Here is a 14,075-nt window from a genome sequence, read left to right as displayed (position 1 = left end):
ACAATAAATCTGGGGTCATGCTAAACCGCTAACGGGCAAAACGCCATCTGGTGGCAGTGTTACCGGCATATCGGCCTAGTATAACGCTTCTTTTATCTCAGCAGTTCCATAGAAGTTAGTTTCGTTCAGTAACAGAGATATGGATACAGCGGTGATATACTGCCCAGCCTTAATTCATCAAGCTCGGGTCGGCCCATGTTGTATCGAATCCTGTTTCCAGTGCTTGCACTGGCCGTATACGTGTCATCGGTAGAGGCGGCGCCTGCGCCAGCATTGACAGTGGTTGCCTCGGTGCGGCCATTGACGTTACTGATAAACGATCTAACCCAAGGGGCAGAGATCGAGGTGAAAACGCTGCTGCCCAGAGGCGCCACGCCACACGATTACGCACTAAAGCCCAGCGATCTAAAGGCGGTTGCCGTGGCGGATCTGGTGTTATGGCTGGGGCCAGCAAGTGAGCCTTATCTGAAAAAAATCGTGACCAATGCAGCCAATGTAATCGAGTGGGAGACGCGCCCGAATTTGCTTCGCTTGCCGGTGCGAGAGTCGCTGCACGAACCCCACGGCCATGGCCAGGAGCATCACGATGACCATGATCATCATGGTGCAGGTTTTGATCCCCACTTTTGGTTCAGTGTGGATAATGCGTTGGTTCTGGTGGATGGCCTTGCTAAACAGCTGATGGATCTGCAGCCACAGCAGGCAGCAATCATTACTCAAAATAAAGCGCGGCTTATTGAACGCCTGCAACAGCAGCGTACACAGTCCAGCGCCATAGCGTCCACCGCTGCGGCACCGTTTATACTGTCTCACGATGCATACCATTATTTGGAAGAGGATTTGGGTATCCACTCCGCTGGCGCCATCTCGATGGATCCTGAAATTAAGCCCGGCGTGAAGCATTTAATGGCGATTAAAAAGCGTGTAGAGGAAGACAAAATTCGCTGTGTTATTACAGATCCCAGTGTGTCCAGCGCGTTGCTTGATAAAGTGGATGTGCAACCCCCTTTGACTCGCGTTTCCATTGATCCACTGGGGTGGGATTATGACGGTAGCAGTTACGCCGAATGGATATCCAGTGTTTACGTAAAAATGGTGGTGTGTGTAACCGCTCAGTAAATGCGATCCTGTATGTCGAACCATTCACGCTGCACTGGCTGCAGGCCTTTTTCCATAACTTTTGTTTATGCGAATCGCCAGCAGCCCCATAATAACCGCTACCATTAATGTAATACCCACCTCCTCCTGTGACACCGCCCAATGGCCAATCGTAGTTTTGTAGCCTAAGTGAAATGAGAAGGATTCGGCAATTTCTGCCCAAAATCCCATGCTAAAAGCTTGCTTTGCGCTGCTGGCAGAGCGAGCCAGCCAGATAGCGATAACCCCCCCGAGCGATAAAAAAGCACCTATCAGGTTGAAAATAACCGTCACCCATAAGTGTTGGCGCTCACCCAGTAAAATGGCATCGCGAAAGGCCGCCGTGGCGGCCTGCTGTGCGCTAACGTTGTCTGAGTGAAATAGTTGAACAGCAATATCATCTGCCCATCCTGCCAATACACCATTTGCCAAGGTTAACGATGCTATTTCAAACCCGTTGGCTTGCCGAGTGTTGGAGGGTATGCCAAGCCAACTGAATAGCAACGCTAAAATAATAATGCCACCGAACAGGGTTCCGATAGTATCGTCATCTTTCTTGGCCATGGTGCATCTCCTTTAAATGCCTTGCCTACATGCCTGGGCCGTTTGGGTTTTGATCCCAGGTTGGCTTCGGTGCAGGGGTGGGTGTGTCAAACGCATCGTCAGAACGAGCGGCGGCTTTGTTGAAGTCATAGGTGAGTTGACCTTTGTCCGCTAATCGACCAGCACCGGACGCAGAATTGAAGGTGTCACTTATGCCTCCATTTCGCGCCGCAGCATTAAATGCATCGGTGAGTCCGTCGTAGCGGCCTGCGGTTGCATTCATCGACAGCAGAATGCTGCCTGCAGTTACACCCGATATGAGTAGTCCAGTTAATGTTTTCATCATGTATTACCTCAGTTTCCACTTGCGATGGCGAAAATTACGACGGCGGCAATGACCCAAAACACCCAGGTGGAATTGGGCTTGCGATGAATCTCGCCGACTTTTCTGGTTTGGTATACGTCTGCTACTTTGCGTCCCATGATCGTGCTCCTCTATGGATGGATTGTGGCTATACCACGCCATCAGTAGAGCATTGTTTTTATGAACGAAAACTGAATAAGGAAGTGTGAATAATTACTCACCTTTTTCTCAGAAAATAGCAGGATTTTCGTCCTAATCCTTCCATAGGGCGGTTCTGTCCGTCAGGGTGGAGTTGTGTTAAAATGAACCCAGTAACGCAAGTCTTTCCACGGCATCACCTCTTAGCGGTGACTTTTCAAAAAACTCGGTCGTTGTAATCGACTCGATCCAGTTGCCTCCTCTGAGTCTTTACCTATTTCAGCAATATTTGGTATTTACAAAGGGAACTCAGGCTCTATATGAAACGCTACAAAATCGTTCATCAAACCCAGTATGAATATTCAGTGCCAGTGCAATTGCTGCCGCACACTTTACGGTTGCGCCCCAGAGAAGGGCATGAGCTGCGTATTGAAAGCTCAAAGCTGGATATTTCACCAACCGCTACATTGCGTTGGCGTCGGGATGTTGAGGGAAACTCAGTGGCGACAGCAACGTTTAACGGCAGTACCCAACGCCTTAGCATCATGAGCGAAATCATTATCCAACAATATGATCAAGCGCCATTGGATTTTGTGGTGGCTGATTATGCAGTAGATTATCCGTTTAGCTATAACGAAGAAGAAAAGCTGCTGCTGGCACCTTATATGGAAGCCACCGATGATGCAGAAACTCAGCCGTTGTCAGATTGGATTAACGCCGTTTGGCAGCCTGGTGAAAACATACAAACGTTTTCATTATTACTAAGAATAAATCTGCGTATTCATCAGTCGTTTACCTATCGTAGTCGCGAGGAGGAAGGCGTGCAGTCAGCATTGAAAACGCTCGAGCTTGGTACGGGATCCTGTCGTGATTTTGTCAATGTGTTTCTGGCGGTCGCTCGTAAACTGGGCTTTGCGGCACGGTTTGTCAGTGGGTACATGCATTTTAGCTCTTCATCTACCCAACCTGGTTCAACTCATGCATGGGTAGAGGTGTTTATACCGGGAGCCGGTTGGAAGGGGTTTGATCCGACCATCGGAAACATTGTGGGGGCGGAACATATTGCGATGGCCGTAGCAAAATCACCTGAATCGGTGCCGCCTGTATCGGGTGCTTATCACGGCAGGCCTGGCAGCACTATGCACGTCAACGTGTGGGTAACAGAACTCACCTGAACAGTTTTAGATTAAGGGTTCAATATGTGGTTACGAACAAGTTGCGAGTTGAATTTTGTTATCGATATGCCTACTCCATTTATCTTGATGCTTAGGCCCAGAAGTGGTGCGCAGCAATGGATTTCCAGTGAGGAATATCTGCTTTATCCCAGCGTACCAGCCTTTGAATTTACCGATGACTACGGCAACCTTTGCCAGCGTCTGGTTGCCCCTGTGGGGGACTTTACCGTATATACCTCTGCCAAAATTATGACCGCTGATTATGTCGACAGGGATCCGGGTGGCATGTTTGTGGATGTTCAAAGCCTGCCAGATAGTGTGCTGAAATACTTGTTGCCCAGTCGCTACTGTGAATCAGATCGCTTTGGTGATATGGCAACCGAAATCGTCGCAGGGCAACTGCCGGGTTATGATCAGGTTGAAAAAATCGAGCGCTGGCTATATCAGAATATCAGCTTTATTCCGGGTAGCAGTTCTGTACCGCTTTCAGCGGCGGAGGTGAATATCCAACAGTCGGGAGTGTGTAGGGATTTGGCACATTTGGGCGTTGCGCTGTGCAGAAGCCTGAGTATTCCTGCTCGCTTTGTCGTGGGATATTTGCATGGGCTTGAGCCTATGGAGCTGCATGCATGGTTTGAGGCCTATGTGGCGGGTCGCTGGTATATTTTTGATGCCACCCAGAGTTTCAAGAAGGGTGGATACGTATCCATTGGTTATGGCCGTGATGCGGCGGATGTTGCGGTTTATAATCAGTTCGGCCCGGCAGTGTATCCTGTGCAGCAGAAAGTCTGCGTGGATAGCGTGTAAATACTATGATGCCTGTAACCCGAATTTCTGAAATACAGGATCTTCGCGCAGTTGTTGCAAGAGAAAATTTTTAAACTCGATCAGACGGGTGCAGCCTCGCAGATCCGGATGCATCAACACCCAGATATCGCTGGTGAACCGGCTGTCCAGTTCAAACAATCGCACTAAGTCCTGCTTGAACTGATCATCAGGCAACAGTGCAATGCCCAAGCCCGTCGCTGCCAGCGCAGACATAGACATCAAATCATTACAGCGAGCCACAATCTGTGTTTCATTAACCTGCGAATCAGCCCATTTGAACACAGCCAGATTCTGCAAAGATTGATTCGCTAGAATCACATCATGACCATTCAAGTCACGAATAGGTGTGTCGGTTTTGGCAATGTATTCCTGGCAGGCGTATGCAGCCCAGCGCAACGAAAACAGCTTGCTTCCGATTAGAAATTCCGGCGGAGCCGAGGTGGCTCGTATGGCCAGATCTGCTTCTCGTCGGGACAGGTTATAGTCAGCATTACTGACCATGAGGTTAACGGTGACGCCAGGGTATTGAGCCTGAAATTTTTGAATCAGTGGTGGCAGAAAATGATAGGCAAAATTGTGAGGAGCGGTCAGGTTAATAGGGCCTTTCATCTGGTCATTGCGATTAAACAGCATCCGTTGCATGTCGTCGATGGTAGATGAGACCTGTTCTGAATAGGTTTCCAGTTCTTCACCCAGCGCAGTCAGGCGATAGCCGTCTGGTAGGCGATCAAACAACTTGACTCCCAAATCTTCTTCCAGGCTGTTGATGCGTCGAAACACGGTGGAGTGGGTAACGCCCAAGGCTTGGGCAGCCTTGGCCAAAGATCCATTGCGCGCAACGGCATTGAAAAAATACAAATCACTCCACTCCACCTTATTCATAATAGATTGCTATCCTTATCCAGCTGCCACGAGGGGTGTAGTACGCACTTTGTGTTGATGGTCGGGTTTGATTGCGTATTCGCCAGCGCCATAGCAGGCCAGACTGGCAGAAATAAACGTTAGAAACAACGGATACTCCCAACCGCCGTTGGCATTGCTAAACAACCAACCATTCGGCAAGTGGGCCCAGGTTGCTCCCAATAGTATCGGGATCATCAGCAGAGCACATTGACGAGTATACAGCCCAAGCAGGATAGCGATCCCGCCTACCGCCTCGGCGATAAACACACCGTAGGCCAGCCAGCCGGGCAAGCCAATGGAGCTGAAAAATTGCGCGGTTCCAGGCAGCGTGAATACAAACAGTTTCAAGTAAAGGCTGTGGGAAAGTAGCACAGCAGCTAAAGCCACTCGTAAAATCAAAGCGCCAATATTGGGGTTATTAAGGTGATTCATGATGTTCTCCATAAGTGAAATGATCACAACCCCAGTGTATTGCCATCCGGTTGCATGTGAATCAGCTGAATTCGCAAAGGCGCTTTGCAAAAAAGGTCAGGTTACACAATGATCTAAAGCCAGCCTTTTCCCGCCTGGGATAGACAGCTCGATCCGGAAAAGGGGGCCTATGCTATGATTAGATCCTTGTACGTGTAACTAACGGATTTTGGTTGAAACTGCTAAAAAATGAGGCAGGGGTATGTCTTACCAAATACAAGTATCTAAGGACGGAACCTACATTATCGGCAAAATAACGGGGGAATTAACCCGAGATACGGCGCAGCAGTTAGCAAAAGAATACGCCGAAATGATTGAATCCACCGGCATTAAGCGAATATTGAATGATGTGCGCGGTGTGAGGGATCAAATGAGCACGATTGGTGCCTATGATTACGCCTATAAGGACGTCAAATCCATCGGGCTACCCCGTGACATTCGAGCGGCCATTTTAGCCGACGAAGGTGATCGGTCGCACCACTTTCAAGAAACCGTCGCCCACAATGCAGGTTACCTCGTTAAGGTATTTCACTCCTTCGATCAGGCAATTCTATGGTTGTTCGACAGTAAGGCATGCTGAAATAGCAGGAATTTAGCCCACCCCCTGTCTCTATAGCAGACTCTCTGCGTAAGGACTCAGCACCGTCATGGGCGACGATTCACAATCCAGCAACGCTTCACCCACAAACACCCAGGTTCGCACCCCCAAATGTCGCACCCCGGATCAATGGTTTGATCTGGAGTACACCTATGACGATCTCTACAGCACCCCCATCGCCAACATGCCCTTCGAGGTCACCTGCAAACGTGATCCCGGCATCAAAGTGCGCGGCACCACCGATGCCGAGGGCAAAGCCCACGTAGAAGGCCTGATTCCCGGCCCCCTGAGCGTGGAATTCAACCCGGATTCCGACGCCACCGAACGGCAAGAGGCCGCCCAGCTGCGCAAAGAAATGAAGCAGACCCTGGACAGCATCATCGCCAGCATCCAGCAGGATGCGGTCTACAAAGAACAAGCCTGGGATGACACCTCCGACATCATGAAAGGCGTCATCTACGCCGGGGCCGCCGCCAAAGGCGTGTGGGACGGGGCCACCGAATTTGTGGAATTCATCGCCCAGGCTGGCGCTTTTCTGGCCAAGGCAGGCATGGCCTACGCCGACGTGTGGGGCTGCATCGTCACGGGGGACATCAAAACCCTCGAACGCAAACTGGAACAGGGCCGCGCCAAAGGCGAAGAACTGGCCGACGATGCCATCGAAACCTTCGAAAACCTGTTCCTGCTGCTGTCCGACGAAGAAGTGCGCGACATGCTGTACGACTTCCCTGAGCGTTACTGGGATGCCCACCACAGCGTGGATCAAGTCTACATGGCCGGGTCGGCGGGCAGCGATCTGGTGGTGGGCGTGGTGCTGGGGGCCCTCACCGGGGGTGCCGGTGCCGCCGCCATGGCGGGCAAAGCCGTGGCCAAGGGCGGGCAGGCCGTCACCAAAGTCATGGAACTCATCGCCAAACTGGTGCCCAAACTCAAAAAAATCAAAGCCAAGATGAGCTTTAACGGCACCACCAAAGCCAAACGCCAGTACAAAGTGCGCCCGGATCGCCCCAACCAGCCCCACAGCAGCAAACACGCCGCCGACAGCAACGCATCCGGCACCAACCCCAACGGCGATGCCTGCCCCGCCGTGGGCAAAACCTGCGTGGATGGCGAACCCATCAGCCTGATCACCGGCGAGGAACTGCTGGAGCAGGAAGACTTCACCCTGCCGGGCCTGATTCCCCTTAGCTGGAAACGCCTCTACCGCACCAGCAATCCCCGCAACCGGGGCCTGGGCCATGGCTGGACCTTTCCCACCTGCGAAACCCTGCAGATCGGCAACGATGCCATCCTCTACAACGATGCCGAAGGCCGCCAGATCGAACTGCCCGTGCCCGAGATCGGCCAGTTCACCACCAACAGCGCCGAAGGCCTGTTCCTGCACCGCGACTGGCACACCGTGTTCTACCTCAAGCAGCCGGGCCAACCCGACAAACTCTTCATCGGGAAGGACACCTTAAAACTCGCCGCCCTCATCGACACCGTGGGCAATCGCTGGGATTGCTTTTATAACGAACAGAACCAACAGATCGAACGCCTGGAAGCCAGCTGGGGCGCCGTGCTGGAATTCCAAAACAGCGACAAAGGCCTGATTCAATCCATCCGCGAACGCACCGGTGAAGGCCACAAAACACTGGCCCGCTACCATTACAGCCCGGAACAGGATCTCATCGCCATAGAAGACGCCGGGGGCGACGCCGAACGCTTCGCCTACCAAAACCACATCATCTCCCAACGCACCCTGCGCACCGGCTTTAACTTCTACTTTCAATGGGATCAACTCACCCCCCAAGCCCGCTGCCTGCGCCAATGGGGCGATGCCACCCAGCCCGGTGCCGCCCCCACCTACGACTACCGCTTTGAGTGGGATACACAGGCCCGCCTCACCCGCAGCACCGATTCCAACGGCGGCGTGCGCGAAGTGCACTACGACAAACGGGGCCAGGTGATCCGCGAAACCGATCCACTTGGCCACACCACCCATTTTGAGTACGATCGCCACGGCCGCAAAATCAAAACCATCGATGCCCTGGGTTTTGAACACAACTTCTACTACGACGAAGTAGGCAACCCAACCGGCCAAACCGACAGCGCCGGTGGCGGCTTTACCCTGCTGTACGACGAACAACACCGCCCCACCTGCTTTACCGACGCAGAAGGCAACAGCTGGGCGCGGGAATACAACGACGACGGCCTGATCAGCAAAACCATCGACGCCGACGGCAACGAGACCCAATACTTCTACAACGCATTGGGCCTGCCAGAACTGATACTGGATCCAGCTGGCCAAAAACAAATCCTCGCCTGGAGCCCAACTGGCCAACTGCTCACCCGCGCCCTGGAAGGGCCAGCAGGTGCCACCGAGCCCACCCACTACCAATACGACGCCCACGGCCACGTGGCCCAAGTGCAACAGGGCAGCCACACCACCGGTTACCAGCACAACGCCAAGGGCGACGTCATCGCCATCCACTACCCCGATGGCAGCCGCGCGGGGCTTGCCTACAACGCCAACCGCCAGCTCACCGCCTACACCGATCCACTGGGCCGCACCACCCGCTTTGAATACGATGGCCTGGCCCAAATCACCCGCCGCATCGACCCCGCCGGTAACAGCCTGCACTACCACTACGACCGCGAACGCAACCTGGTCGGGCTCACCAACGAAAACGGCGAACGCTACCAACTGCAATACGACGCCTGTGAGCGCCTGATTGAAGAAATCGGCTTTGACGGCCGCGTGCAGCAATACGAATACAACCCACTGGGCCAGCTTACCGCTCATATTGAGGGCGAGCTCACCACCCGCTTCGAGCGCGACCCCATGGGCCGCCTGCTGCACAAACACACCCCCGACGGCAGCGACACCACCTTCGGCTATGACAACAATGGCCGCCTGGCCAGCGCCAGCAACGCCCAGCGCACCCTGACCTTTGCCTACACCCCCAACGGCCAACTGCAACAAGAAACCCAGGATCAACACACCCTGCAACACCGTTACGATCCCCTGGGCAACCGCATCGCCACCGAACTGCCCAATGGCAACGCCCTAAGCTACCAATACGACCCCTTCGGCCAGTTCACCGCCCTGGATTACAACGGCAACCGCCTCACCCAACTGCAACGCAACCAACACGGCCAAGAGATCGCCCGCACCCAGGGCAACCTACAGGCAGGCTACGACTACGACCCAGCAGGCCGCCTCACCCGGCACTGGGTGCAAAACCACAGTGCCCAAAGCCGCGAAGCCATCATCGACCGCCAATACCACTACGACAGCGCTGGCCGCCTGGGCCTGATCGACGATCTGCGCAAAGGCCGCACCCAATACCACTACGACGCGCTGGACCGCCTCAAAGCCGTGGAAGGCTACAGCCAGGAACAGTTCGAATTCGACCCGGCGGGCAACATCCTGAGCCCCCAAAACAGCGCCCAAACCGGCCAGCCCGCCAAAACCCCCGGCAACCGCCTGGCCTTTCACGGCGATCGCCACTTTACCTACGATGATCGCGGCAACCTGATCGAAGAACGCCGCGGCACCGGCGGCACACTGCGCACCCGCTACCACTACAACAGCCAAAACCAACTGATCAAAGTAGAAAAAACCAGTGCCGGGGGCGTTACCCAAACTACCGCCTACGCCTACGATCCCCTGGGCCGCCGCATCCACAAACAAGATGAATTCGGCACCACCGAATTCCTCTGGAACGGCGACGTACTGCTCAGCGAAAAGCGAAACCATATCGATAAACTCTACCTATACGAACCCAACAGCTTTAAACCCCTGGCCTTTATCGAAAACAACCAGTGCTACTTCTACCACCTGGATCACCTGGGCACCCCCCAGGAACTCACCAACTGGGAAGGCCAGATCGTATGGAGCGCCCGCTACCGCGTGTACGGCAATGTACTGAAGCAGGATGTGGCGGCGGTTGAGAATAATTTGAGGTTTCAGGGCCAATACTGGGATGAAGAGACCGGGTTACATTACAACCGGTTCAGGTATTATGATCCGGGGACAGGGCAGTTTACTCAACAGGACCCGATTGGGTTGGATGGTGGTACAAACAATTATAAGTACGCTGCCAACCCGGTAGGTTGGATAGACCCTATGGGTCTGCTGTGTAAAAACATATTTAAGAAGTTACCGAGAACCACATATAAAGGCAGAATACATAGGATGGAGAAACCTGGGCAGACTGCTACAACCTGGGAGGCAGGTTCTTGGAACGTAAATGCTTCACATCGGTATTCTGAACCTGGTCTTGGTGCAGTTTATGGCGGAACAACCAAAAAGACAGCCGTGGCGGAAGTGAAGCATTACGACGATAAGTTTGGATACGATACTGCGGATCGAAAATACAAGTATAAAGATGTAGAGCTTGATGATGTATTGGATCTGACAGATCCAAAGGTACGTGACGCTATGGGTGTGAGTTTGGATGATTTAACAGCTACAGGACCAGGACAGTACAATGTCACCCATGAAATTGGGCGTTTGGCTGAACAGTCTGGATTCAAGGCTATAATTGCGCCATCAGCTCGGGATGCTTCAGGTGCCAACGTGATTGTATTTGGAGGATTTTAATTTGTCAGAAACTATGATTGTCCCAGAAGGGAAAGGCTTTGAAATTGATTATGATAACTACGAACGTAATCCAAACCGAAAATTTCCGACATCTGAAGATTGGTGGAATGTATTCGCAAGCAGTGGCAAGGATGAATGGGAAAATTGTACTTTTAAAGAAGAACTCTTAGACGAAGTTAATAATGACCTTAACTTGGCTATGGTGATTAATCATTTTGTAGGCTCAAAATATCAAGAATGGATGAAACGTAAAGATATATCCGATCTTGGTGGGCTGTCTCCAGCTGAGTGTATCGATACCAACTTTGGAATGAAAAGATTAAGAATGTTGTTTCTGCAAGGTAAATAGCTGTTGCCCAATTAGACTGAAGTTGTAGTGAAAATCTATTTGCGAGAATCGACAGAAGCAGATTCATTCAGAATACTTGCTGATAAGTTCATACGCCTTTTTATCAAACACAAAATCTCTGATTTGTAATAATAGGAAAAATCCAAAAAAGATTAGCATTAAACTACTAACAATGGCGTACTTTTGCTCCGCAAGCAGTAGGGCAAAAAACGAAATTAATACCACAGTTAGCATGACTATCATTAGAAATATCGATGCATAATCAAAGGCTTTTCTAACGTAATTATATTTGAATATACTTCTGAATTTGAGCTTTCCAGAATCGAACCAAATCATGCTAGATCTTTTCTGGATGATATAAAGAATCGAAGCGCTGTCTTCAAGATTAACCAAATATAGAATATCTTTATATTTCATGCGCACACGATGTAGCATGAAAAAGAGTTGTTGCGTCTCGTATTTGTTCTCGGATGAAATTGCCGAGGCGAAGCGGCTTAAAATTTCCAGCTTTGATTTTGTTGAATGATTTCTAGCAGTTATAAATGCAACCATTGCACCTAGTAAGGCTGCAATACCGGGTAGTATTTTTAAAGTCTCTTCCATAGATAAAGCTTCCGCATAACTCCATTTGGGCGAGTTTGGTAGTGTTCAGAATTCTGTGTCATTGAGGGCGTTCAAAATTCTGTGTCAGCCTAGCGGCGTCATAAGCTGATGTATTTCTCCAGCCGGTCTGGGAAGTGGATTGTGAGCTGTGACAGCGTCAGGTTCCAGTTCTGTATCGGGTGAGTCCATCGCTCAGTGGCTTTGAGTATACCGGCATACAACAGCTTCAGTAAGCTGTTTTCATTAGGGAAGCCGCCTTTCGTCTTGGTGAGTTTTCGGAACTGGCGGTGTACAGCCTCGACAGCGTTTGTCGTGTAGATCGCCTTCTGCACGTAATCCGGGTACTTAAAGTAAGTCGATAACGTCGGCCATTTACTGCGCCAAGACTGGATTACCATTGGATATTTGTCGCCCCATTTGGCTTCCAGGTCGTCCAAGGCAATTTCTGCGGCGTTGAGGGTGGTAGCCTTGTAAACGCACTTCAGGTCACTCATGAAGGCTTTCTGATTTTTGGAGGCAACGTACTTCATGGAGTTGCGGATCTGGTGGATGATGCAGTGCTGAATCTCGGTGTCGGGGTAGATGGTCTCAATGGCTTCAGGGAAGCCTTTCAGGCCATCCACGCAGGCAATCAGAATATCTTTTAGGCCCCGGTTGTTCAGGTCGGTCAACACAGATAGCCAGTGGTGAGCACCTTCCTGATCCGATAAATACAGGCCCAGCAGCTCCTTCTTGCCTTCGATATTGAGGCCCAGAATGGTGTAGATAGCCTTGCTGACATAGCGGCCGTTTTCCTTGATCTTGTAGTGAATCGCATCCAGCCAGACGATCGGATAGATAGCCTCCAGATCTCGCTCACGCCATGCCTGAAGCTCTGGGAGAAGCTTGTCGGTGACAGCATTGATGGTACCATTGGAAAGCTCGACACCGTAGAGATCGGCAATATGGCCGCGGATATCCTGATAACTGTTACCCAGGGCAAACAGAGCCAGGATCTTGCGTTCCAATTCATCGGTGAGGTGAGTCTGGTTCTTTTTGACCAGCTGGGGTTCGAAGGTGCCAGACCGGTCTCTGGGGGTATCCAGCTCAAAGCTGCCCGTAGGGCCTTTTATGGTCTTGGAAGACTTGCCGTTCTTACGGTTAGGGGCTTCCTCGTTGGCCAGATGCTCTTCCAGCTCGGCCTTCATGGCGGCCTCTGTGAGCTGTTTGATCAGGGGTGTCAGGATGCCGTCCTTGCCAGTGAGGTCTTGGCCTTCACGCAGGGCTTTGAGGGCGGCTTCCATATCGAAAGTAGGTTTGGTCATAGGTCATCTCTTTTGGTCTAATGATAAAGAAATGACACAGAATTCTGAACACTACCAAACCCCATCCAGGAATCCTGCCTGTGTCTTTCAATTTTATCAATTCTAGAATATCGGTCTTTGATCTATAAGGTTTATACTGGTGAAGGTGTTTTTTGGATATTTCCATCGGAAACACAAAGAAAATGTCACCCAGGGTACTCAAACCCAATACAAGGTAATGTTTTCAAGATGACGGGCCCGGTTGAAGATGCATATTCATACATCGTGACAAAATTGGCGGGTAGTTCAATATTCTGTGACCCCGTTTTGTGGGAGAATCACGCGAGTTTTACCTGTCTTGGTGGTGATAAGTGCGGATTGGCTTTAACTGGTGGAGAAGATGGCACTGGCTTTATCTCATTAGTATTCGACAACGCCTCTGAATTCACTATTCATTCTTTTACTGAGTATGTTAGAAAGCAATTAATATCAATTGATTTCATATCAAAACTTGATGAGAAAAAGCTTCTATCAACAAATGAGGCTGTTAGAAAAACAAATGTCAGAACCTATGACCGTGATACTTCACATGTATTTATTTGCTATAACAGCCTTGATAGAGAAAGCGTATCTCATATTGCTCGGGAACTAGAAACACGAAATTTGAATGTTTGGTATGACAAAAGAATGACTGCCGGAGACGCAGTGGTAGATACTCTGAACGAAAAAATCAGATCATCAAGTGTCGTTCTTGTTCTTTTGGGAACTCATGGTTTTGGAAAATGGCAAGCCCATGAAGTCAATCAGATAATACAGGTTGCAATAGAGAATGGCGTTAGAGTTGTTCCAGGCTTATTGCCTAATTTTAAAGAATCGGACTTGCCCTTAGTTTTAAAATCCTACAACTATGTTTCTTTTAGTGATTTGTCGTATAACGCATTTGATAAAATTGCGGAGGCGACAAGGATTGGTGTTCGCTCTGAATACGAAATTGAACAGGAAGTTTAATGCGTAACCTAAGAATAATGCCACCTGTCTCTACCAGCTATTCTAAAAATGCCCTGATAAGGAGCTGGGTATCAGTGGTGCCAATAT

14 protein-coding genes are annotated in these 14,075 nt (G+C 50.7%); 7 read left to right on the top strand and 7 right to left on the bottom strand.

Annotation, left to right across the window (positions count from 1 at the left end; all coding sequences use genetic code 11):
• The first annotated feature begins 195 nt into the window (after positions 1–195).
• The gene (locus Kalk_RS11145; RefSeq protein WP_101894322.1) at positions 196–1,119 is read left to right on the top strand and encodes a zinc ABC transporter substrate-binding protein; all 924 of its coding nucleotides are present in this window, start codon (positions 196–198) and stop codon (positions 1,117–1,119) included.
• Positions 1,120–1,143: 24 nt separating this feature from the next.
• On the opposite strand, the gene Kalk_RS11140 is transcribed toward Kalk_RS11145, so the two are convergent.
• The 3 genes from Kalk_RS11140 to Kalk_RS21605 are packed head-to-tail and all read right to left on the bottom strand — an operon-like array spanning position 1,144 to position 2,163.
• Complete coding sequence (locus Kalk_RS11140) at positions 1,144–1,701, bottom strand: hypothetical protein (protein ID WP_101894321.1); 558 nt, start codon at positions 1,699–1,701, stop codon at positions 1,144–1,146.
• Between the two features lie 25 nt (positions 1,702–1,726).
• Positions 1,727–2,023, bottom strand: a complete 297-nt coding sequence (locus Kalk_RS11135) for a hypothetical protein (protein WP_101894320.1) — start codon at positions 2,021–2,023, stop codon at positions 1,727–1,729.
• Between the two features lie 11 nt (positions 2,024–2,034).
• Positions 2,035–2,163 (bottom strand): hypothetical protein, encoded by a 129-nt coding sequence (locus Kalk_RS21605; protein WP_267892379.1) that lies wholly within the window; start codon positions 2,161–2,163, stop codon positions 2,035–2,037.
• A 339-nt stretch (positions 2,164–2,502) separates the two neighbouring features.
• On the opposite strand from Kalk_RS21605, the gene Kalk_RS11130 reads away from it, so the two are divergent.
• Positions 2,503–3,357 (top strand): transglutaminase family protein, encoded by an 855-nt coding sequence (locus Kalk_RS11130; protein WP_101894319.1) that lies wholly within the window; start codon positions 2,503–2,505, stop codon positions 3,355–3,357.
• Positions 3,358–3,381: 24 nt separating this feature from the next.
• A complete protein-coding gene (locus tag Kalk_RS11125) occupies positions 3,382–4,164 on the top strand; it encodes a transglutaminase-like domain-containing protein (protein ID WP_101894318.1) in 783 nt (260 codons plus the stop codon).
• 3 nt (positions 4,165–4,167) lie between these two features.
• Here Kalk_RS11125 and Kalk_RS11120 read toward each other — a convergent pair whose 3' ends face one another.
• Together Kalk_RS11120 and Kalk_RS11115 are read right to left on the bottom strand one after the other, a co-directional pair.
• Complete coding sequence (locus Kalk_RS11120; protein WP_101894317.1) at positions 4,168–5,067, bottom strand: LysR family transcriptional regulator; 900 nt, start codon at positions 5,065–5,067, stop codon at positions 4,168–4,170.
• Between the two features lie 15 nt (positions 5,068–5,082).
• On the bottom strand, positions 5,083–5,520 hold the full coding sequence (locus Kalk_RS11115) for a DoxX family protein (RefSeq protein ID WP_101894316.1): 438 nt from the start codon (positions 5,518–5,520) through the stop codon (positions 5,083–5,085).
• A 241-nt stretch (positions 5,521–5,761) separates the two neighbouring features.
• Between Kalk_RS11115 and Kalk_RS11110 the strand changes: the two genes are divergently transcribed.
• From Kalk_RS11110 to Kalk_RS11100, 3 genes are all read left to right on the top strand, one after another.
• Positions 5,762–6,139, top strand: a complete 378-nt coding sequence (locus Kalk_RS11110) for an STAS domain-containing protein (RefSeq protein ID WP_101894315.1) — start codon at positions 5,762–5,764, stop codon at positions 6,137–6,139.
• A gap of 67 nt (positions 6,140–6,206) precedes the next feature.
• Positions 6,207–10,745, top strand: a complete 4,539-nt coding sequence (locus Kalk_RS11105; RefSeq protein ID WP_101894314.1) for an RHS repeat-associated core domain-containing protein — start codon at positions 6,207–6,209, stop codon at positions 10,743–10,745.
• A 1-nt stretch (position 10,746) separates the two neighbouring features.
• Complete coding sequence (locus Kalk_RS11100) at positions 10,747–11,094, top strand: hypothetical protein (RefSeq protein ID WP_101894313.1); 348 nt, start codon at positions 10,747–10,749, stop codon at positions 11,092–11,094.
• A gap of 63 nt (positions 11,095–11,157) precedes the next feature.
• On the opposite strand, the gene Kalk_RS11095 is transcribed toward Kalk_RS11100, so the two are convergent.
• Positions 11,158–11,697, bottom strand: coding sequence for a hypothetical protein (locus Kalk_RS11095; RefSeq protein WP_101894312.1), 540 nt, complete (start codon positions 11,695–11,697; stop codon positions 11,158–11,160).
• Positions 11,698–11,795: 98 nt separating this feature from the next.
• Positions 11,796–13,001 (bottom strand): IS256 family transposase, encoded by a 1,206-nt coding sequence (locus Kalk_RS11090; RefSeq protein WP_101892936.1) that lies wholly within the window; start codon positions 12,999–13,001, stop codon positions 11,796–11,798.
• Positions 13,002–13,229: 228 nt separating this feature from the next.
• Between Kalk_RS11090 and Kalk_RS11085 the strand changes: the two genes are divergently transcribed.
• A complete protein-coding gene (locus tag Kalk_RS11085) occupies positions 13,230–13,988 on the top strand; it encodes a toll/interleukin-1 receptor domain-containing protein (protein ID WP_101894311.1) in 759 nt (252 codons plus the stop codon).
• Positions 13,989–14,075: the final 87 nt, after the last annotated feature.

This window comes from Ketobacter alkanivorans, from assembly GCF_002863865.1.
GTDB lineage: Bacteria > Pseudomonadota > Gammaproteobacteria > Pseudomonadales > Ketobacteraceae > Ketobacter > Ketobacter alkanivorans.
The sequence above is the reverse complement of the archived record's forward strand: the minus strand, read 5'-3'. Positions and strand labels throughout refer to the sequence as shown.